Genomic DNA, 21,020 nt, shown 5'->3' with positions numbered 1-21,020 from the left:
GCTGGTCAGCCTACCGACCCCGGGTTGCCGGGACGGGCCCCCGGTCGACGCGTGGCGTTGACCGGGGGCCCGTCCTCGCGAGCTGCGGTGATCAGTGGGCGCCATGCCCGGTGAGGGCGCGCACCTCCAATTCCGCGTACTTGTCCTCGTCGTGCTCCTTGGAGATGACGGTGCCGATCCACCCGCACAGGAAACCGAACGGGATGGAGAGGATGCCCGGGTTGGACAGCGGGAACCACTGCCAGTCGTGATCCGGGAACATCGAGGTCGCCGCGCCGGAGACCACCGGCGAGAAGAACACGAGCAGCACTGCCGAGAGCAGACCGCCGTAGATCGCCCACACCGCGCCGGAGGTGTTGAACCGCCGCCAGAAGAGGCTGTAGAGGATCGCCGGCAGGTTGCCCGAGGCGGCGACCGCGAAGGCCAACGCCACGAGGAACGCCACGTTGAGGTTCTGCGCGTAGATCGACAACAGGATGGAGATCGCGCCGATCACCAGGGCGGAGATCCGGGCGACCCGTACCTCCTGGCGCTCCGACGCCTCTCCCCTCTTCACGACGTTCGCGTAGAAGTCGTGCGCGAGGCTGGACGAGGAGGCCAGGGTCAACCCGGCCACCACCGCCAGGATGGTGGCGAAGGCGACCGCCGCGATGATCGCGAGCAGGGCTGCCCCACCCAGGTCACCGCCGAAGAAGTCGAGACCCAACGCCTCGGCCAACTGTGGCGCGGCAGTGTTGCCGGCCTTGTCCTGTTCGGTGATCGCCTTGCTGCCGACCAGCGCCGCCGCACCGAAACCGAGGGCCAGGGTGAGCAGGTAGAACGTGCCGATGATGCCGATCGCCCAGAGCACGCTCTTGCGGGCCGCCTTCGCGGTCGGCACGGTGTAGAAGCGGATCAGGATGTGCGGCAGGCCGGCGGTGCCGAGCACCAGGGCGATGCCCAGGGACAGCAGGTCCACCTTGTTGTAGAAGGTCTGCGTCGAGTTGCCGGCGACCTCGACCCCGTATCGCAGTCCAGGTTCGAGGAACGCGCTGCCCTTGCCGGACGCCTCGGCGGCCTGGCCCAGGAGTGCCGACAGGTTGAAGTTGAACTTCGCCAGCACCAGGATCGTCATCAGCAGCGCGCCGCTCATCAGCAGGAACGCCTTGACGATCTGTACGTAGGTGGTGCCCTTCATGCCGCCGACGGTGACGTAGATGATCATCAGCGCGCCGACCATGATGATGGTGGCCACCTTCGCGGTGGCCGCGTCCATGCCGAGGAACTCCGTCCCCGGCTTGATGCCGAGCAGCAGCGCGACAAGCGCGCCGGCACCCACCATCTGGGCCAGCAGGTAGAAGATCGACACCGTGATGGTGGAGACCGCCGCCGCCGTACGCACCGGACGCTGACGCATCCGGAACGCCAGCACGTCGGCCATCGTGTACCGGCCCGAGTTACGCAGCAGCTCCGCGACCAGCAGCAGGGCCACCAGCCAGGCGACCAGGAAGCCGATCGAGTAGAGGAAGCCGTCGTAGCCGTAGAGCGCGATGATGCCGGCGATGCCGAGGAACGACGCGGCCGACATGTAGTCGCCGCCGATCGCCATGCCGTTCTGGAAACCGGAGAAGGACCGGCCACCGGCGTAGAAGTCGGTCGCCGTCTTGGTCTGCCGGCTGGCCCAGATCGTGATGGCCAGGGTCACCGCCACGAAGACCAGGAACAGCGTGATCGTCAGATTGCGGGCGGTGTGGTTGCCCGCCTCGGCCGCGAGGACCGTCTCAACCGCGAGGACCGTCTTCACGGGTCACCTCCCCGATCTCTTCGCGGATCCGGTCGGCGATGGGGTCGATCTTCCGGTCCGCGTACCGGGAGTACAGCCAGGCGATCACGAACGTGGAGACGAACTGGAGCAGGCCGAAGACCAGCGCGACGTTGATGTTGCTGCCGAACAGCTTCGTGCCCATGAAGTCCCGGGCGTACGCGGAGAGAATGACGTAGAGCGCATACCACAGGAAGAACGCGACGGTCATCGGGAAGACGAAGCCGCGCAGCGCACGCCGCAGCCCGGCGAACTCGTCCGACCGTTGTACGGCCAGGTACTTGTCCGACTGGGAAGCAGCCGGAGCGGGTGTGTCCGTGGACATCTGTGGATCACCACCTTCACAGGCGTCAGAGGAGTTTCGCGCACCGTAAAGAGCGCGCTCCCCGACAGGGAAGGCTGAGATCGACGCCGGTAGGCGAGTGCGCCGAGCGGTTGGTTGCTTGCGCCAAGTGACTCAGATCACCCCGGTGACCGGTCGCTCCGGTCGAGCCGTCCGTTCAGGCCGGCAGCTCGTGGTACCGGCCGCGGTAGTGCAGCAGCGGAGACGCCTCCCCGGTCAGCTCGACCGTCTCGATGGTGGCCTCCACCAGCAGGCCCCAGCCGTACTCCCGGGCGTTGTCCAGGCGGCATCCGGCCCAGCCGCCGGCGTCCCCCGGCACCGGCCCGTACGGCGTGTCGATCCACTCGCCGGTGGCGAAGAGCCCGCCCGGGGCGGGGAAGAGGCCGGCGAACCGGTCCGCGAGCTGCCGGTGCGGCGGGCCGAGCGGCGTGACGGCGAACCGGCCGGCCTCCTCCACGGCCGCCCACAGGTCGGACTCGGCGTCGATCAGCCCGAGCAGCCGGTCCGGTTCCCCCTCGGCGACAAGCGTGGACGACACCGTCAGCCCGTACGGGCCGGGCGCCGTCCAGAGCGTCACCGGCGCGGCGAGTCGGCCGCGCAGTCGGCGTACCGGGGACCGTTGCCCGCTCGGCACCGCGAACGGGTCGGTGGAATGGATCTCGGCGCCCGGCTCATGATTCACGTGAAACATTGTGACCCGGCCGCCCCGCCTCCAGGATCCGACCGGCGAAGGTCCGGATCAGGGCGGCCACCTCGTCCGGACGCGTGTCGAGCACGAAGTGCCCGCCGTCGAGCACGTGCACCTCCGCCTCCGGGACGTCGGCCCGGTACGCCTCCGGCTCGCTGACCTCGAACGACGTGTCGTGCCGGCCCCAGACGACAAGCAGCGGTGGCCGGGTTCGGCGCAGCCACTCCTGCCAGAGCGGGTACGAGGCCACATTGGTCCGGTAGTCGTACATCAGGTCCAGTTGGACCTCGACCTGCCCCGGTCGGCTGAGGAAGGCGTGCTCGTCGACCCACAGGTCGGGGTCGTACCGCTCGGTGGCGGGATCGTTGCCGACGTGCCGGGTGCGGGTGGCCGCCAGCGAGAGGATGTTCTCCCGGATCGCCGCCTCGTGCCCGGCCCGGTCCTGCCAGAAGGCCCGGCGGGTCGCCCAGAGCGGGCCCAGCCCCGTGTCGTGCGCGACGGCGTTCTGCACCACCAGCCCGCGCAGCCGGCCCGGGTCGGCGAGGGCCATCCGGAACCCCACCGGGCCGCCGTAGTCCTGCACGTACAGCAGATAGTCGTCGGCGCCGACGGCGGCGGCGAACCCCGACATCGTCGTGGCGATCCGGTCGAACGTGTAGGGGAAGGTCCCTCGGTCCGGCACGTCGCTGTGCCCGAACCCCGGGTAGTCCGGCGCGATCAGCCGGAACCGGTCGGCGAGCCGGTCCAGCAGCGGTTCGAACATCCGCGACGAGGACGGGAAGCCGTGCAGGAGCAGCAGCACCGGTGCGTCCTCCGCGCCCGCCTCCCGGTAGAAGATGGAAAGCCCGTCGACGACAGCGCTGCGGTAGCGGGTGTGCACACTCATGTCGACTGCCCCCCCGTGCCGATTGATCGCACCATAACGGGCGGCCGGCGCGGCAGGTCGGCGTTTGGCCGGACGCCCCCCGCCGAATTCGCGGGCGCCGGCCAGCGGTGCCGCGGTCAGCGGCGGGGGGTGACAGTGGCCAGCAACTCCGGCTGCCGCCGGTCCAGCACGTCGCCGGCCAGGTACGCGCCGAGCAGTGCCACGCCCACCCCGTACGCCGCGCCGAGTGGCAGGGCCAGCCAGAGCCACACGTCACCGAGCAGCGCGGCGGCCACCACCATCGGCACCGCGGCGACCGCCGAGGCGACCATCGTCAGCAGGGTGAGCAGCCCCTTCGTGAGGCCCGCGCCGCTGTTCATCGCGAACGGGTTGCTCGACTCCGGCAGCGAGTAGGCACCGAGCACGGAGACCAGGCTGTTCACCGCCAGCCCGGCGCCATAGGTGGCGACCAGGCTGCCGAAGGTGAGCCCGATCCAACCCGGTCGACTGAGCAGCACCGACAGCACCACCGACACGAACGCCAGCATCGGCAGCACGTACAGCGAGAAGGCCGTCATCCGCGCCCGCAGCTCCACCCGACCGGGCACCCCGGCCACCACGTTCGCGGCGTACGCGCTGCCGTCGAAGCCGAACTGGTTGGCCAGGGTGGCCGCGGCGAGGACACCCACGAGAACCATGGAGATGGTGACCACGACCGGCGAGCTGTCGCTGGCCGCCGCCGTCAACCCCCCGCTCTCCATGGCCGTGAAGTCCCCGCCCGTAACGTTGATGAACACGGGTACGAAGATGCCGACCACCGCGATCGTGATCAGGTTGGCCCGGCGGCGGGCGTCCCGCCACCAGTAACGGGCCTCCCGGGCGACAAGGGCACCGAACCGGTCCCGGCGCGCCCAGCCGGTGGCCCGGGGGAACAGTTGGGCGACAGCGCCACCGGCGACGCCGCGCCGCACCGGGGCCTTACCGGCGCTCGCCGCACCCACCATCGCCGACTCCAGCGACCGGGACCACCAGACCAGCAGGGCGCCGAGCGCCACCACCGTGATCAGCAACTTGACCGGCGCCGCCCACACCCGCCCCTGGGCCACGTCGATGCCGGCGGTCCACGGCGCGCCCAACGGCGTCCAACCGATCACGGTCGCCACGCTGGAGAGCCGGTCCCAGTCCGCCTCCCGCAGCGCGGCCAGACCGAAGACCTGCAACGGGCCGATCAGCGCGGCGGTCACCGCCAGCAGCACGGCCGCCAGGTCGCGTACCCGGCGGGACCGCAACATGGTGGCGAAGGCGCTGGTCACCGCCCGACTCGCGGCCACGCAGAGCAGCAGCCCGGCGAGCACGCCCACGACCGCGACCAACCCGGCCGACCACCCACCCAACGACCAGGAGGTGAGCACCAGCCCGAACGACGCGATGAGCATCGCCAGCACCGGCACGCTGATCAGGGCCGCCACGAACAGGCCGGTCACCAACGTGCGGCGGGGCAGCGGCAGCAGCGCGAACCGGGCCGGGTCCAGGGTCTCGTCCACACCGAAGAAGACAAGTGGCAGCAGCAGCCAACCCAGCACCAGCAGCCCGCCCCCGGCCGCCGCGATCAGCACCGCGTACTCGCCGTCGTCGGCCAGGCCGGGCGCGGCGAAGAGGAAGAAACCGCTGGCGGCGAACCAGAGCCCGAGCACCGCGCCGCCGATGAACAGGGCGATCCGCCAGCCCTGGCCCCGGAAGTTGTTGCCCATCACCCGCAGCTTGAGCCGCGCGAAGTGGCGAGCGGAGACCGTGCGGACCGGCGCGGCGGGCGTGGCGTCCACGCTCACCGGGACAGCCACGACAGTTCCTCGCCGGTCGCGGTGCGCCCGCCGACCACCTCGACGAAGATCTGCTCCAACGAGCGGTCGCCACGGACCTCGTCGAGCGTCCCGACCCGCTTGATGACGCCCTGGGCGAGAATCGCCACGTGCGAGCAGAGGCGCTCGACGACCTCCATCACGTGACTGGAGAAGATCACCGTGCCGCCACCGGCCGCGTAGCGGGTGAGGATGTCCCGGATCAGCGCCGCGGAGACCGGGTCGACGGCCTCGAACGGTTCGTCGAGCACCAGCACCCGAGGGCCGTGCAGCAGCGCGCAGGCCAGGCCGATCTTCTTCTTCATGCCCGCCGAGTAGTCCACCACGAGCGTCCGACCGGCGTCACCGAGCGCCAGCACGTCAAGCAGCTCGGCGGCCCGCTGGTCGACCACCGCCGGGTCCATCCCCCGCAACAACCCGTTGTACGCCAGCAGCTCCGCCCCGGTCAGCCGGTCGAAGAGGCGGACCCCGTCGGGCATCACCCCGAGCAGCCGCTTGGCCGCCACCGGGTCCTGCCAGACGTCGTGCCCGAGCACCCACGCCGATCCCGCGTCCGGCCGCAACAGCCCGACCGCCATCGACAGGGTGGTGGTCTTGCCGGCGCCGTTCGGGCCGAGCAGGCCGTAGAAGGAGCCGGCCGGCACGTCCAGGTCGACGCCGGCCACCGCGACCGTGCCGTCGAAGCGTTTGGCCAGGCCACGCAGTGCGAGCGCGGGGTGCGCAACAGTCATGAGCTGACGTTATCCGTCGCTCGCCAGTTGCGCCTTCCGGCGGCGGACAGATTAGCGATCCTCCTGGAGGTGCGGTCGGGCGCTCATCCGACGCGCGACGGGGTACGGCGCTCGGGGCGACCGGTGGTCGGCCGCATCGGCGTGGCGGGCGGGTGCGACCTCACCAGCCGAACCCCTTCGCGCCGTACGTACAACTCGCGGCGTGCTCGGGCGTCTCCCGCCGCGTTCAGCTCATAACCTTCTATCCACACCCATCCGTCGTACGTGATCCGCTCCGGCAGTTCGCGGATGATACGAACACAGATCGGGCGCAGAAATTGCACACTCGCGTCGGTGGTCAGAAGGACTACGTCGCCGGCTGTCATCTGCACCGTCACCGCGGCACCCACCGGCACTCAGGCACGCGGTTCGCGCGCAAGCCGGGACGCGGCGGGACGGGACCGATGGTTCCCACCGGGCGCGGGACCGACGCGGGCGGTGGTGCCGGGTTCGGTGCGGGTCGGTGGTCGGGCATGTGTCTCCCCCTCCGGTGGGTTGGGAGGGGCCGCCCCGTGAGTGCTCGCCCGCGGGGCGACCCCGGGCCAGCACCGCCGCCGGGCTACGCCTCCACCAGCGGTGCCGCTCACCCGACACCCTGCCGTTCTGCGACGGGACGCTCACACGCCGTGAGCGTATGCTTGTGGGACATCCGGGACGTCCTTAATGGAGGCACGGTGAACCGAGTCCTGATAGCGGCGATGACCGAGGTCGGTGAGACCGCCGAAAGCCTCGCCGCGCAGGTTGGGGTTGATCCGAAGACCGCTCAGCGGTGGGTGAGCCCCGGGCGTACGCCGAGGCCGAGACAGCGCGCCCAGGTCGCGGAACTCCTCAGCCGGAGCGTGGAAGATCTATGGCCGGACGTCCTCAAGCGACGCGAACCGGCGTGGTTCCGGCCGTGGGTCGACATCGAGCGGGAGGCGGTCGCGTTGCGGTGGTTCGAACTCGCGTGGGTCCCGGGCCTGTTGCAGACCGAGGCGTACGCGCGAGCGACGCTGTCAATGGAGTCGCTGACCGCCGAGGAGATCGACGAACGCGTGGCGGCGCGGGTGTCGCGGCAGACGATCCTGCACCGCTCGCGCCCGCCGTTGGTCATCGCGGTGCTGGACGAGGCGGTGCTGCGCCGCCAGGTCGGGGGCGACGGCGGGACCATGCGCGAGCAGTGCGAGCAGATCGCGGCGTACGGGCTGCTCCCGCATGTGCAGGTGCACGTGGTGCCACTAGACACACCCATGTACCTCGGAATGGGTGGCCCATTCACTATGGCCGAAATGCCTGACGGTGCACAGGTGACACATGTGGATGGACAGGTCCGGGCGCAGATCATCGAAGACACGGCGGAAATTGCTACCCTGGGCCGCAGGTGGGCGCGCATAGTTGGCGATGCCCTACCTCGGGCGCTATCACTCGACCTCGTCAGGAAAGCGGCAGCATCATGGACATGACCGGCGCGCAGTGGCGAAAGAGCACCCGCAGCGGCAGCAACGGCGGTAACTGTGTCGAGGTCGCCGACAACCTTCCGGGTGTGGTCCTCGTTCGGGACACGAAGGATCGTGACGGCGGGGTGCTGACGTTCAGCGCCGCCGCGTGGCGTGGGTTCGTGTCGATGGCGCGGAACGCCGGCTAACCCACCGACCGCGACCGCTTCCGGCCCTGGTCGGAGGCCTTTCGACGGGTCCAGCCCCCGGTGCCGTGCCGGCTCCGACGGCGGGCACGTCGACCAGCTACAGCCGGACGGTCTCGGGCGTGTGCAGGCGGAGCATGATGGCCGCGACGTCGGCCGGGGCCCGACGCCGGGTCGCCATCGACACCACGACCATCACGGTGAAGGCCAGCGGCACCGTCCAGGCGGCCGGCTGGGTGGTGAGCGTGGCCGGCCAGCCGGTCAGCGGCGGGCCGAGCACTGTGACAAGCACCGCCCCGATCGCCGCCCCGCCGCCGACCACCACACCGGCGGCGGCGCCCACGTCGGTCAGCCCACGCCACCAGATGCCGAGCACCAGCAGCGGGCAGAAACTCGACGCGGCGACCGCGAACGCCAGCCCGACCACCTGCGACACGTCCAGCCCGGAGACGTGCAGCGCCAGCAGCGTCGGCACCGCCCCGGCGATCACCGTCGCCAGCCGGAAGCCGCGTACCGAGCCCCGGCCGAGCACATCCGTCGAGATCACCCCGGCGACGCTTGTCAGCAGCCCGGACGAGGTGGAGAGGAAGGCCGCGAACGCGCCCGCCGAGACCAGCGCGGCGAGCAGTCGCCCGGTCGTCCCGTCGCCGAGGGCCGCACCGGGCAGCAACACCACCACCGCGTCGGTCTGCCCGCTGACCAGCAACTGCGGCGTGTAGATCCGGCCGAGCACCCCGTACAGGGTGGGCAGCAGGTAGAAGACGCCGACCAGGGCCAGCACGACAAGGGTGGTCCGGCGCGCCGCCGCGCCGTCCGGGTTGGTGTAGAAGCGCACCAGTACGTGCGGCAGGCCCATGGTGCCCAGGAACGTGGCCAGGATCAGGGAGTACGTGGCGAACAGTCCGCGGTCGTCGTTGCCCGCGGCGCTGGGCAGCAGCCAGTCGCTGGCGGCGGTGGCCACCCCGGACACGTCCGGCACCGGGTCGCCGGCCGCGAAGGTCAGCTCGTCGCCGGGGCGTACCTCGCGGATGTCACCGTCGGGCAGCGTGAGGGTCGCGCGGTGCTCGACCACGACGGTGGTCGCGGCCCGGAACGTCGGCCCGTCGGGCGGCGTCACCGCCGGGCGGCCGTCGGCCTGCCACTGCAACGCCAGGAAGATCACCGGTACGGCGAGAGCGGTCAGCTTGAGCCAGTACTGGAACGCCTGCACGAAGGTGATGGCCCGCATCCCGCCCAACGCCACGTTGGCGGTGACCACGGCGGCCACCAGCAGGGCGCCGACCGGGTACGGGGAGCCGGCGACGGTGGCCAGGGTCAGCCCGGCGCCCTGGAGTTGCGGCACCAGGTACAGCCAACCGATGAAGATCACGAACGCGGTGGCCAGGATGCGCAGCCGGCGGGACCCGAGCCGCAACTCGCAGAAGTCGGGCAGGGTGAACGCGCCGGAACGGCGCAGCGGCGCCGCCACGAAGAGCAGCAGAGCCAGGTAGCCGGCGGCGAACCCGACCGGATACCAGAGCACGTCCACGCCGTACTTGAGGACCAGACCGGCGACGCCGAGGAAGCTCGCCGCCGACAGGTACTCACCCCCGATGGCGGCCGCGTTCCACGTCGGACTGATCGCCCGGGACGCCACCAGGAAGTCGGACGTGGTCCGGGCCAACCGCAGCCCGTAGAAGCCGATCCCGACGGTGACAAGGGTGACCGCGACGATGGCCGGGACCACGAAGTCGTTGCCCACTCAGCGCTCCGGCCGCTGCACCAGATCGGTGAAGTCCTGCTCGTTGCGCTCGGCCAACCGCACGTACGCCCAGCCCACCCCGATCAGGAACGGGAACGAGGCGACCCCGAGCAGCAGCCACGGCAGGTTGACGTCGGCGACGGTGGTCCGGCCGAGCGAGGGCGCGATCGCGAACAGCAGCGGCAGCCCACCCAACCCGATGGCCACCACCAGGGAGAGCCGCAACGCCAACGCGAGTTGGGCCCGGACCAGGCCGCGGACCAGCGCCTCGCCGACCTGGGTCTGCTGGGCCAGCTCGGCGCGGGTCCGCTCGGCGCGGGTGTCCTGCCGGCTGATCTCGGCCAGCACGATCCGGGCCCGTCGGGGCGGCGGTACCGCACCGCCCGACCCCACGTCAGGGAGTTGCTTGGCCACCCCGGCAGTCTTGCCCGCCGGGCGCGATTGTCAAGCGCTCGCGCTCACCAGCCCCGCAGAACGGTGCAGTCCATCAGCGCGGCGGCCCCCTGGACCTCCTCAAGATCGCGCCGCGCCCGCTCCCGGCCGAGGTTCGTCCCCCAGAGCCCGTCCCGGGGCAGCTCGGCGGCGAGCTGCCGCAGGGCGCAGCCGCGCATCGGCTCGGGCAACCGGGTCAGGGCCGGCACGGCGTCCGCCGACAGCCCGGACAGGTATGTCACGTCCAACCGGCCGGTCTCCAGGTACCTGTCGACGTTCCGGTCGGCGATCAACCGGTCCGGGTTGACAAGCGCCAACCCGAGCAGCGCCAGCACCGCCGTGCCAACCACCAGCCGGGGCAGCCAGGCGGCCCGCAGCCGCACCACCGCCACCCCGACCAGGACGAAGAGCAGCCCGAGCCAGAGTTCGACTGTCGTCACGAAGAGCCGGAGGCGGGTGGCGCCGTACGCGTCGGTGTAGACCTGCATCCGGTAGAGCGCGGAGGCGACGACCACCAGGCTGAGCGCGGCGAGAGTGCCGAGCAGCGCGCGGACCAGCAGTCGGTCCGCTCGGGTGGCCGTCGGTGCCCGGCGGGCCGCGACCGCGATCACCAACAGGGTCAGCGCGGTGACGGCGAGCAACTGCCAGAAGCCGCCACGGGCGTACTGGGCGTAGGTGAGCCCGGCCGTCCGCAGCACGTGCCCCGCGCCGCCGAAGAACACGGTGAGCTGGACCAGCACGAACGCGGCGAACAGGCCGTCGAGCAACACCAGCGGCAGGGTCCACTCCAGCCGGTGCGCCGGTCGGGCCGGCCCCGGACGCAGGCCTTCCAGGTCGGGTGGGCGACTGACCAGGTACGCGGCACCGAGCAGAGCGCCGCCGATGAGCGCCAGACGCACCAACCAGCCAACGACACCATCCGGTGAGATGTCGGGCAGGAGGCCCGTGACCAGATCGGCGAAAACCGCGTCGGCGGAGGAGAAGAGCAGGCCGAACAGCACCAACAGACCAGCGGAGATCGTCAGACTCTTCAGGACGCGTCCCACACCGATCCCCGCCCCGGCCGGACGGGTGTCGCGCAGTCCGCGTACCGCCCAGGGGAGCGCCCGTACCGTCGCGGCCGGCGGCAGCGTCGCGGCGACAAGCATCCCGAGTGGGCTACGCCCACCGGTCACCGCGAGGGTCCCGGTCACCGTGGCCGCGACCAGGCAGAGCGCGAAGAGCCAGCCGGCGGCGCGGACCGTCCCGACCGCTACCAACGCGATCGTCGCGACGACCCAGGCGATCTGTACCGCCCGCCCCGGTGCCCCCGTGGCACCGGGACGGGCGAGCGCCTCCGCAGTTGGCGGAGCCGGCGTGCTGGCGGTGGCCGACCCAGCCGGCGGTGCCGGCGTGTTGGTGGTCGGTGGTGGCGCGGTTGGCGGGGTTGGCGCGGTGGTGGCCGGTGGGGGCGTGCCGGGCTGGGCGGTTGGCGGTGCGGGCGTGGTGGTGGTGGCCGACTCAGCCGGGGGTGCTGGCGCGGTGGTGGTCGGTGCGGCCGTGCTGGCGGTGGTCGGCGCCGGTGTGTTGGCGGTCGTCGGTGCGGCGGCGCGCGTCGCCGGCCCGCCCGGTGCGGCGGCCGGCGTCGCCGGCCCGCCCGGTGCGGCGCTGGGCGCGGGCGGCTCTATGACGCCCTCCGGCCGGGGCGATGTCCTGGGACGGACGACGCCGGCGGTGACCAGGGCTGCGGTGCCGGCCAGGGTGGCCACCAGCCAGCCGAGGCCGGGACGAACCATCGTGAGCGTGGCGGCACCGACGACGGCCGCCGCCGTCAACGCCGCCAGGACCAGCGGACGGGCGGCGCCGGACGGCCCCGGCCAGCGCCGCTCGATCGATGACGGTGGCCTCGGTACGGCCGGTGCGCCCGGCCACGGATGGATTTGCTGACCGGCGGGCGGTGCGGTGGCCGGACCCGGTCTGCCGGCCGGGAAGACCTGCGGTCCGGTCGGTCCGGTGGCCGGCAGCGGGGTGGTGCCAGGGCTGGTCATGCGACCTCTTTCCGGTGTGGCCCATCGCTCGGGATGGTGACCTGGATGCGGCAGCCGGGCCGATCAACCCGGTGCGGCTTGACGGGATCGAGGACAGCGATCCGACCACCGTGCAGCTCGACGACCCAGCGGGCGATGGCCAGGCCGAGCCCGGTCCCGCCGCCGGCGGACCGATCGCCGCGGGTGAACCGTTCGAAGACCCGGGACCGCTCGCCCGGCGAAATGCCCTGGCCTTCGTCGCTGACCTCGAAGCGGAGTTGGTCGGCGTGTTCCTCGGCGCTCAGCCGCACCGTGCCGCCGGGTGGGCTGTGCCGCGCCGCGTTGTCGAGCAGGTTCGCGAAGACCTGGTGCAGCCGCCACGGGTCCGCCTGGACGGTCAGTGGCACCGGCAGTTCGCGGAGCTGGAAACGTACGTCCAGCGCCGCCCCGGACGCGCTGGCGGTGGCGTGCTCCACCGCCTCGTCGAGGAAATCGCCCACGTCGATGCGTACCCGGCGCAGCGGCACCACCCCGGCGTCGAGGCGGGACAGGTCGAGCAGGTCGGCGACGAGGTGCCCGAGCCGTTCGGTCTGGGACAGCGCCGAGCGCAGCGCGGCCGGTTCGGGATCGGCCACCCCGTCGACCATGTTCTCCAGCACGCCCTGCAAGGCGGTGATCGGCGTCCGCAACTCGTGCGAGACATTGGCGATCAACTCACGTCGGCGCTGGTCCGCGGCGTGCAGATCCTCAGCCATCTTGTTGAACGCCTGGGCCAGCTCGCCGACCTCGTCGCGGGAGGTGGCGCGTACCCGGCGGGTGTAGTCGCCCCGGGCCATCGCGCCGGCAGCCGCCGTCATCTCGCGCAGCGGCGAGGTCATCCCGTGGGCGAGCACCTGCGAGGTGACAAGCCCGATGCAGATGCTGGTGACCGCGGTGCCGGGCGGGAGCCATCCGATGCCGTACCAGAAGTAGCCGATGGCCACGGCCCAGGACGCGACGAGCAGCACGCCGAGCTTCATCTTGATCGAGCGGACCGGATCCAGCGGACGCGGTAACACCCGTTCCAGGCAGTCCAACAGGCGGCCGATCACGCGGGCACCTCCAGGGCGTAGCCGACGCCGTGGACCGTCCGGATCAGGTCGGCGCCGAGCTTGCGGCGCAGCGCCTTGATGTGGCTGTCCACGGTGCGGGTGCCGCTCCCGTCCGCCCATCCCCACACGTCGGCGAGCAGGCGTTCCCTAGGGAGCACGGTGCGGGGCCGCCCGGCGAGGTGGACCAGCAGGTCGAACTCCGTCGGCGTGAGGTGCACATCAGCGCCGGCCCGGCGGACCCGCCGCTCGGCCTCGTTGATCTCGATGTCGCCGAGGCGGATCGCGGGCGGCGTCGGGGCGGCGGCCCGCTCCACCCGCCGCAGCAGGACGTGCACCCGCGCGGCCAGCTCCCGCATCGAGAAGGGCTTGGTGAGGTAGTCGTCCGCGCCGACCGCGAGCCCCACCAGCAGGTCGGTCTCGTCGTCCCGGGCGGTGAGCATCAGCACCGGTACCGGCCGGTCGGCCTGGATCCGGCGGCACACCTCCAGGCCGTCGAAGCCGGGCAACATCACGTCGAGGACGACGAGATCCGGCTGGCCGGTGCGGAACTGCGTGACGGCGCTGGGCCCGTCCGCCGCGACCTGCACCGTGAAACCCTCGGCCCGCAGCCGGGCGGCGATGGAATCGGCGATGGTCCGTTCGTCCTCGACGACCAGTATCCGGCGTTCCTTCATGGGTCACGACTGTAGGGAGCCGCCGTGGAGATCAGTGGGTCGCGTTGTGAACAACCTGTGGAGAACCGCTGATGCCTGTGGATAACTCCGCCGCCGGGCCGGCTGGGGTGTGGGAACTCCCGAGGCCCGTTGTGGACGACCTGCTGAGCTGTCCGGCTCTTCCTCTCCGCCCCAGGAGTGCGACGTCGGCACCCGGGCTTGATCCACTCGTCTTCCTGAAAGTCGGGCTCTCCGGGCCGAGGGGTTGGCCCGAGTTGCAGGATTCCGAGCCGAAACGGCGGCGGGGCCGGTGGCGTAGTGCCACCGGCCCCGCCGCGTCGAACCGTCAGCTGGTCGGAACGACCAGATCCACTGACATGCTGCCGCTGGCCGGGACGGCGAACCGCGCCAGCTTGCGGGTGCCATCCGGCTGGGTCACCAGATAGCGACCGTCGAACTGCTTCGCACCGAGGGAGACGTTGTAGGTGAAGAAGATCTTCTGCGAACCCTTGAGGCGGATGCTGAACTGCCCGTCGGTCATCCAGGCGTTGCCCGCGATGTCGCCGGTGTCGACGCTGCGGGCGATGACGAACCCGCTGGTGAAGGGGGTGCCGTCGGGCGTACGGAAGGTGCCTGTCAACTGGACGCCCTGGTCGAGCTGGACGTTGTTGGTGGCTGCCGTTCCGGCGGTGACCGTCACCGGAGTGGCGGTGAACCGGCTGGGCTTGTCGCCGGACCACTCGCTGACGTACGAGAAGCCGCTGACCACCACGGGCCAGGCGTACGGGCCGAGCCCCGTGAGGGTGTAGGCGCCGTGCTCGTTGGTGGTGGCGTCCTCTGCTCCGACCCCCGGGTGGGCGGTCAGCACCGACACGCCGGCGTCCGGCGCCGGCTTGCCCGTCGGGTCGGTGACCGTGCCGGTGACCGACCCGGCCCGGTCCAGTTTGATCTGCGGTCCGGTGACGACCTGGCCGGCGATCGCGGTGACGACGGCTGCCTCCCGCTCGTCGCCGGTGCCGCCGTTGACGCCGACCCACTGGCGGCCGTGGATTCCGTTGCGCGGCACCGCGAAGAGCTTGTAGCTGCCGGCGACGAGCGGGCCAGTCTTGATCTTGCCGGCGCGGTCGCTGCAGTCGCCGTAGCCGGCCCCGAGCTTCGCCTGCTTCGGCAGGAACGTGTCCAGGCAGATGTCCGCCACGGGAAGGCCGCTCTGCCGGTCCACGATGGTGGTGCTGATGACCGCGGCGGGCCGCAGCTTCACGGTCAGCTTCCTGTCGCGGCCGGCCCGCACGTCGACCCCGGTCACCTCGCGGGAGAAGTGCAGCCCGTCCGACACGTCCACGTTGAGGGTGTGGCTGCCCTGCGGCAGGTCGGTGACGGTCACCGTGCTGCTGCCGTTGCTGCAGACCGACTGGACGCAGAAGTTGGCGATGGTCGCGCCGGTGACCGAGTCGACCGCCGTCACGGTGACCGAACCGGTGCCGAGCAGGCTGTCTGTGATCGTCGTCTGCTGCCCGCCGCGCACCTCGACTCGGTCGGCTTCCTCGAAGGCCAACTTGCCGCGGTAGTACTGCTGGCGATCACCGGCGTACAGGCCGACGACGTACGAGGCCGGCAGTAGTTGCGCGGTGAACTCGCCGTTGGCGTCGGTCTCCGTGTATGCCCCGCTGCCGCCGGTGGGGAGGTTGACGCTGACCTGGGCGTTGGCGAGCGGGGCACCGGCGGCGGTGGTGAACCGGCCGCTGAGGGTGCCCGCCGACAGCGTGGTCTCGTTGACCACCGTGGTCTCGTCCGCCTTCACCTCGAAGACGCTGGCGCTGTCCTGATCGATCTTTCCGGGCACGTACTGCACCTGATCGGAGCCCGGGATCGGCTGGAGGCTCAGGACGTAGCGGCCCGGCTGGGTGGTGAAGGTGAATCGACCCTGCTCGTCGGTGAGGCCACCGGTCGCGGCGCCCGTCTCGACCTCGCGGGCGTCGATGGGCAGGTTCGGCACCGGCTCACCGGCGGCGTTGACGATCTGACCGGTGACGGTGCCGATAGCGAAGAGTTGGTCGTCGGCCCGGGCGGTGCCACCAGCGGTGACGTCCACCGGGGTGGCGCTGAAGATGGTCGGCTGCTGGTGGTAGTACTGCCCAGGCTGCTCCAGCGGAAAGTAGCCCACCAGGTACGAGCCCGTGGGCAGCCCGGCGAGTGTGTAGTTGCCGTCGGCGTCGGTGCTGGTGTTGTCGATGTACGAGTAGCTGTCGGAGTCGTACACCTGCACCAGGACCTCGGCGGCGGCGGTGCCGGTGCTGGTGGTCAGGCGTCCGCTGACCGCCCCGGTGGCCGCGGCCTGGGCCGGGCTGGCGCCGGGCAGCACGAGTGCCGCCACGACGGCACCGGCCAGCAGGGCGCGGCGGGCTGTGGATAGCTGCATAGATGTCCCTTTGTGAGGGTGGTGGGGCGACTTGAGCAGGCTTCGCCCACACCGACCCTGCGCCCCGTACGCGAATCGGCTAACGGAGGATAGGCCACCGGCGATGTCTGTCGGCAGGGCCGGTCGGGCGGACCTGAACGACCGGTCATCCCTCCTCAGCGGACTGTCACTCCAGGCCGACGCGCTCCGGCCGGGCCGAGGCCGAGCCGAGCCAGGTGTGCGGGTTGCCGTACCAGCACCAGCCCAGCTTCGGTGCGCCCTGACTGATCCAGAGCGCCGGCACCCGCTTGTCGCCGCACCGGGAACCGACGAGCGAGAAGCACCTGTTGCTCGCCAGCGCGGCCGGGTGCAGCGTGACGAAGGCGAGACCCTCGTCGATGGTGAGCGGCAGCCGGCCCTGGGCGGTGATCCCCTCCATGGCGGCGGCCGGGGCCAGATTGCGGAACTCCTCGCCCCGGTCGACGTCGAAGAGCAGGTACGCCGGCCCGGCCGGCACCTCCAGCTCCTTGATCGGGTCGAAGCGCGGCAGGTCGTCGTCGGCGTAGTTGCGGTCGAGGACGCCGGGCTTGCGCTTGCCGGCCAGGGTGGTGAGCCCCAGTCGCTCCACCACCCCGATCAGGTCCCGGGTGATGACAAGCAGGAACGGCACCCGGGCGTCGGTGGGGGCGGGCAGGCCGGCAGCGCCCTCGATCGCCCTGGCCCGCAGCGGCGCGACCAGGTCGCGGAAGGCGGGCTCGGGCAGCCCCGCCAGCGCGGGGTAGCCGAGCTGCACCAGGCGGTCGAGTTGACTGTCGAACTCGGTGGCGGCGTCGAACACGGCGGCTCCATTCGTCGGTTGACAACGTACCGTACGACGTACGGGGAGGCGCGGTTATTCCCACCGCGTTGGCGCGATCGTGCTGTCGGCAGGAGCGCCGGGTCAGCGGCCCCAGTCCTGCTTCGCCGCCCGGACCAGCTTGTCCTTCAACTCCCGGGTGTGCCGCCGGCTCACCGGCAGTTCGGTGGCGTCGATGACCACGACGTAGCCGGAGTTGACAAGCCGCAGCTCCGCGATCAACTTGAGCTGCACCAGGTACGACCGGTGCACCCTGACGAAACCGGCGTCGGCCCACCGCTCCGCCAGCGTGGCCAGCGAGACCCGCACCAGGTGCGACCCGTCCGCCGTGTGCAACCGGGCGTAGTCGCCCTGCGCCTCCACCCACCGCACCGCCGAGCGCGGCAGCATCCGGGTCGTGCCGGCCAACTCGATGGGAATGGTCGGGTCCTCCTCGGCGCGGGCCAGCGCCGCCGGGTGCGACGGCACCACCCGTGCCCCGATCACCCGCCGCAGCGACTCGGCCAACCGGTCGGCCCGCACCGGCTTGCGGACGTAGTCGGTGGCGCCCAGGTCGAAGGCGTCCACCGCGCCGTCGTCGTACGCGGTGACGAAGACGATCGCCGGTGGCCGGGCGAACCGGCGCAGCACCCGGGCCAACTCCATCCCGTCCAGGCCCGGCATCCGGATGTCCAGGAAGACCACGTCCACGTCAGCGTCCCGCAGGAGCCGCAACGCCTCCGTCGCGTCCCCGGCGGTGTGCAGCCGGGCCACCCGCGGATCGGCCCGCAGGTGGTACGCCAACTCGTCGAGCGCGGGCGGCTCGTCGTCAACCGCCAGCACCCGGAGAAAACCGGACCCGCTCACGACCCGGCCCGTACGCCGGGGTGGAACTTCGGCACCCGCATGCTCACCTTCGTGCCCGAGCCCAGCCCCGTCTCCACCACCAGGCCGAACCGGTCCCCGAAGACCGACCGCAGCCGCTCGTCGACGTTGGAGAGGCCGACGTGCTGACCCGGGTCGTCGCCCGGGTCGCCGGTGCCCCGGGCCAGCTCGGCGATGCCGGCGGTCAGCGTGGTCGGGTCCATCCCCACTCCGTCGTCCTCCACCGTGATGTGGCATTCGGCGCCCGCGTCCCGGGCCTCGATGCTCACCATGCCCGTGCCCGGCTTGCGGGACAACCCGTGGCGGACGGCGTTCTCCACCAGCGGCTGAAGGCAGAGGAACGGCAACGTCACAGGCAGCACCTCCGGGGCGATCTGCAACCGCACCTGCAACCGGTCGCCGAACCGCGCCCGCTCGATCGTCAGGTAACGGTCGATCGAGCGCAGCTCCTCGGCGAGGGTGGTGAACTCCCCGTGCGCCCGGAACGAGTACCTGGTGAACTCGGCGAACTCCAGGATCAGCTCCCGGGCCCGCTCCGGGTCGGTGCGGACGAACGAGCCGATGGCGGTCAGCGCGTTGTAGATGAAGTGCGGGCTGATCTGCGCCCGCAACGCGCGGATCTCGGCGCGGGCCAGCCGCTCCCGCGACGAGTCCAGCTCGGCCAGGGCGAGCTGGTTGCCGGCCCAGTGCGCGGTCTCCAGGGTGGCCTGCACCAACCCCGGGGCGGGCGGACTGTCGGCGATCGCCACCAGCGCGCCGACCACCCGGCCGTCCGCCCCCTGCAACGGCGCTACCACCGCCCCCCGGATCGGGCAGTCGACCCGGTCGCAGTGCAGCTCCTGCTCGCCGAGCACCGTCGACCGCCCGGTCTCCACCGTCCGCCGGGCCGCCGCGAGCAGTTGGTCGCCGTGGTGCGTGCCCCGCCCGTCCAGGGCCAGCAGCCGGTCGACGTCGGTGAGGGCCAGCCCGACCGCGCCCACCAGGGCCCGGAGATGACGTACGGCCTTCGCCGCGCCCGCCGCGCTCAGCCCCGCCCGCAGCGGCTCGGCGGCCAGGCCGGCGGTGTGCAGCACCTCGTAGGTGGCCCGCTGGGTGGCGGTGGCGATGCCCCGGCGGGCCCGCAGCCGCAGCACCGCCAGCAGGGCCGCGGTCAACGCGGTGACGAGTGATACGACGCCGACCACGGCGGAGAGGTTGGCGCCCACGCAGTGATCCTTGCCCCTGGGAGCCGGTGCGCCAAGGCCCTAGTACGCGCCCTTGCGGGCGAGCACCACTCCGACGGTGCGCCACAGGATGCTCAGGTCGTACGCCAACGACCAGTTGTCGACGTAGTAGAGGTCCAGCCGGACCGACTCGTCCCAGGACAGGTCGGAGCGGCCGGAGACCTGCCACAGGCCGGTCATGCCGGGGCGGACCAGCAGCCGCCGGCGTACGTCACCCAGGAAGTCGCCGTCGTCGGCCGGCAGCGGGCGTGGCCCGACCAGCGACATCTCGCCCCAGAGCACGTTGATCAGCTGCGGCAGCTCGTCCAGCGACGAGGCCCGCAGGAAGCGGCCCACCGGGAAGACCCGGGGATCCTGCTTCATCTTGAACAGCATGCCGTCGGTCTCGTTCCGGTCGACAAGGCTGGCCAGCCGGTCCTCCGCGTCGACGTACATGGTCCGGAACTTCCACACCCGGAACGTGCGCCCCTCGTGCCCCACCCGGGGCTGGCGGAAGAAGACCGGCCCGGGGTCGGAGATCCGGATCGCCACGGCGATGGCCGCGAAGAGTGGGACCAGCAGCAGCAGGCCGAGGCCGGCGGCGACCCGGTCCATCAGGTTCTTGGCCAGCAGCGCCGGCCCGGAGAGGGTCGGCTCCTCGACGTGCAGCAGCGGCAGACCCTCGATCGGGCGGATGTGCACCCGGGGGCCGGCGATGTCGGTCAACTGCGGGGCGACCACCAGGTCGACGCCGGAGCCCTCCAACTGCCAGGCCAGCCGGCGCAGCTCACCCGGCTCGGCGCTGGCCGACCCGCAGACGGCGATGGTGTCCCCGCCGACCTCACGGACGAGGGCGAGAACGTCGCGTCCGGCGTACACCGGGACGGGGGTCGGCATGCCTCGGGCCGCCGCGTACCCGTCGGTGATGTGGATGGCGACGGGCATCAGCCCGGCGGCCGGGCTGCGGGTGACCGCCGCGTAGACCTCCAGGCACTCGGGCAGGGTGCCGACCAGCACCATCCGGTGGGCGGCCTGGCCGGCCCGCCGCCGGATGTAGTGCAGCGCCCAGCGGGCCACGAAGCGACCCCAGAGGATCAGCAGCGTCGCGCCGACCAGCGCGGTGCCCACGGTGAACCGGGAGAGCTGGGTCACCGTGGAGAAGGCGAGGAACGAGACACTCGCGGCCACCGTCACCGAGGCCCGGATCACCCGCTTGAACTCGTCCGGGCCGAGCCCCAGGTAGCGCCGGTCGTAGGCCCGATTGCTCCAGAGGATCACCACCCAGCCGAGCGGCAGCAGCAGGTAGGAGACGGTGTGGAACCAGGTCGGGTCCTGCTGGGTGCCGGAGAACCCGGAGGCGGCCTGGTCGAACAACTGGATCGCGATCCAGCTCGCGAACGCCGCAGCGCCGAAGTCGAGAAGCAGCAGGATGGCGATGTAGGGGCGATGCCAGCGCGAGACCCGGCGACGCGACCTGGTCCACGCCGACCGGGGGACGCCGTTGTGGGACGGCGGCGTCGGCGGCTGGATCTCGAAGCTGTCGACGTGCCGCACGAGTCTGCTCCGGCCTTCGTTGGTTACCGGGCGCTGGAGGCTTGCCGTCACCTCACCCATGTCCTCCCGCATGACACGGGCCGCTCACTCGGCGTGAGGACCCGGGTCGCCCACCGTCCCAGTCTCCCACGCGGGCTCCGACCGGTCGCCGCCCCGAAGGAGATTGGCGAGCGATGGTGCCGGTGCGATCTGGCCGGCTCCGCACCATTTCAGAAGCCGGGGACCGGGCCACTATACCGATGGATGCGCGCGTGGCCAGAACGGCGGACCGGAGCT

At 71.6% G+C, this 21,020-nt stretch carries 18 protein-coding genes and 1 pseudogene; 2 read left to right on the top strand and 17 right to left on the bottom strand.

Going from position 1 to position 21,020, the window contains the following annotated elements; genetic code table 11:
- Positions 1 to 91: 91 nt before the first annotated feature.
- From ACQPWW_RS33930 to ACQPWW_RS33900, 7 genes and pseudogenes are all read right to left on the bottom strand, one after another.
- Positions 92 to 1,783 carry a solute symporter family protein gene (locus ACQPWW_RS33930; RefSeq protein WP_433127863.1) on the bottom strand — a complete coding sequence of 564 codons (1,692 nt, stop codon included), beginning with the start codon at positions 1,781 to 1,783 and terminating at the stop codon, positions 92 to 94.
- Positions 1,761 to 2,126: a DUF485 domain-containing protein gene (locus ACQPWW_RS33925; protein WP_433127862.1), complete on the bottom strand. Its 366-nt coding sequence runs from the start codon at positions 2,124 to 2,126 to the stop codon at positions 1,761 to 1,763. The genes ACQPWW_RS33930 and ACQPWW_RS33925 overlap by 23 nt, the downstream gene beginning before the upstream one ends.
- A 175-nt stretch (positions 2,127 to 2,301) precedes the next feature.
- A pseudogene (locus ACQPWW_RS33920) lies at positions 2,302 to 2,847 on the bottom strand (flavin reductase family protein); the annotation flags it as partial.
- Complete coding sequence (locus ACQPWW_RS33915; RefSeq protein ID WP_433127861.1) at positions 2,816 to 3,718, bottom strand: alpha/beta fold hydrolase; 903 nt, start codon at positions 3,716 to 3,718, stop codon at positions 2,816 to 2,818. The gene ACQPWW_RS33915 and the pseudogene ACQPWW_RS33920, both read right to left, overlap by 32 nt.
- 116 nt (positions 3,719 to 3,834) lie before the next feature.
- Complete coding sequence (locus ACQPWW_RS33910) at positions 3,835 to 5,538, bottom strand: ABC transporter permease (protein ID WP_433127860.1); 1,704 nt, start codon at positions 5,536 to 5,538, stop codon at positions 3,835 to 3,837.
- Positions 5,523 to 6,287 (bottom strand): ABC transporter ATP-binding protein, encoded by a 765-nt coding sequence (locus ACQPWW_RS33905; RefSeq protein ID WP_433127859.1) that lies wholly within the window; start codon positions 6,285 to 6,287, stop codon positions 5,523 to 5,525. Before ACQPWW_RS33905 ends, ACQPWW_RS33910 begins: the two co-directional genes overlap by 16 nt.
- A gap of 83 nt (positions 6,288 to 6,370) precedes the next feature.
- Positions 6,371 to 6,664 carry a hypothetical protein gene (locus ACQPWW_RS33900; RefSeq protein WP_433127858.1) on the bottom strand — a complete coding sequence of 98 codons (294 nt, stop codon included), beginning with the start codon at positions 6,662 to 6,664 and terminating at the stop codon, positions 6,371 to 6,373.
- A gap of 336 nt (positions 6,665 to 7,000) precedes the next feature.
- Between ACQPWW_RS33900 and ACQPWW_RS33895 the strand changes: the two genes are divergently transcribed.
- Both ACQPWW_RS33895 and ACQPWW_RS33890 read left to right on the top strand, forming a co-directional pair.
- Complete coding sequence (locus ACQPWW_RS33895; protein WP_433127857.1) at positions 7,001 to 7,768, top strand: Scr1 family TA system antitoxin-like transcriptional regulator; 768 nt, start codon at positions 7,001 to 7,003, stop codon at positions 7,766 to 7,768.
- A complete protein-coding gene (locus tag ACQPWW_RS33890) occupies positions 7,765 to 7,950 on the top strand; it encodes a DUF397 domain-containing protein (protein WP_433127856.1) in 186 nt (61 codons plus the stop codon). Before ACQPWW_RS33895 ends, ACQPWW_RS33890 begins: the two co-directional genes overlap by 4 nt.
- A 97-nt stretch (positions 7,951 to 8,047) precedes the next feature.
- On the opposite strand, the gene ACQPWW_RS33885 is transcribed toward ACQPWW_RS33890, so the two are convergent.
- The 10 genes from ACQPWW_RS33885 to ACQPWW_RS33840 form a co-directional block, all read right to left on the bottom strand.
- Complete coding sequence (locus tag ACQPWW_RS33885) at positions 8,048 to 9,688, bottom strand: cation acetate symporter (RefSeq protein ID WP_433127855.1); 1,641 nt, start codon at positions 9,686 to 9,688, stop codon at positions 8,048 to 8,050.
- Positions 9,689 to 10,102, bottom strand: coding sequence for a hypothetical protein (locus ACQPWW_RS33880; protein ID WP_433127854.1), 414 nt, complete (start codon positions 10,100 to 10,102; stop codon positions 9,689 to 9,691).
- Positions 10,103 to 10,146: 44 nt separating this feature from the next.
- Positions 10,147 to 12,147 (bottom strand): DUF4153 domain-containing protein, encoded by a 2,001-nt coding sequence (locus tag ACQPWW_RS33875; protein WP_433127853.1) that lies wholly within the window; start codon positions 12,145 to 12,147, stop codon positions 10,147 to 10,149.
- Complete coding sequence (locus ACQPWW_RS33870) at positions 12,144 to 13,217, bottom strand: HAMP domain-containing sensor histidine kinase (protein ID WP_433127852.1); 1,074 nt, start codon at positions 13,215 to 13,217, stop codon at positions 12,144 to 12,146. Before ACQPWW_RS33870 ends, ACQPWW_RS33875 begins: the two co-directional genes overlap by 4 nt.
- Positions 13,214 to 13,891, bottom strand: coding sequence for a response regulator transcription factor (locus tag ACQPWW_RS33865; protein ID WP_433127851.1), 678 nt, complete (start codon positions 13,889 to 13,891; stop codon positions 13,214 to 13,216). The genes ACQPWW_RS33870 and ACQPWW_RS33865 overlap by 4 nt, the downstream gene beginning before the upstream one ends.
- A 325-nt stretch (positions 13,892 to 14,216) precedes the next feature.
- A complete protein-coding gene (locus tag ACQPWW_RS33860) occupies positions 14,217 to 16,289 on the bottom strand; it encodes a carboxypeptidase regulatory-like domain-containing protein (RefSeq protein WP_433127850.1) in 2,073 nt (690 codons plus the stop codon).
- A 166-nt stretch (positions 16,290 to 16,455) separates the two neighbouring features.
- Entirely contained in the window at positions 16,456 to 17,106 is a 651-nt protein-coding gene (locus ACQPWW_RS33855) for a DUF5701 family protein (protein ID WP_433127849.1), read from the bottom strand.
- Positions 17,107 to 17,208: 102 nt separating this feature from the next.
- Positions 17,209 to 17,970, bottom strand: a complete 762-nt coding sequence (locus ACQPWW_RS33850) for a LytR/AlgR family response regulator transcription factor (protein ID WP_433127848.1) — start codon at positions 17,968 to 17,970, stop codon at positions 17,209 to 17,211.
- Positions 17,967 to 19,193 (bottom strand): sensor histidine kinase, encoded by a 1,227-nt coding sequence (locus ACQPWW_RS33845; protein WP_433127847.1) that lies wholly within the window; start codon positions 19,191 to 19,193, stop codon positions 17,967 to 17,969. Before ACQPWW_RS33845 ends, ACQPWW_RS33850 begins: the two co-directional genes overlap by 4 nt.
- Positions 19,194 to 19,232: 39 nt before the next feature.
- A complete protein-coding gene (locus ACQPWW_RS33840; protein WP_357808995.1) occupies positions 19,233 to 20,804 on the bottom strand; it encodes a sugar transferase in 1,572 nt (523 codons plus the stop codon).
- Between the last annotated feature and the right edge of the window lie 216 nt (positions 20,805 to 21,020).

Source organism: Micromonospora sp. CA-240977 (assembly GCF_050942285.1).
Taxonomy (GTDB): Bacteria; Actinomycetota; Actinomycetes; order Mycobacteriales; family Micromonosporaceae; genus Micromonospora.
This window is presented reverse-complemented; position numbering and strand designations above follow the sequence as displayed.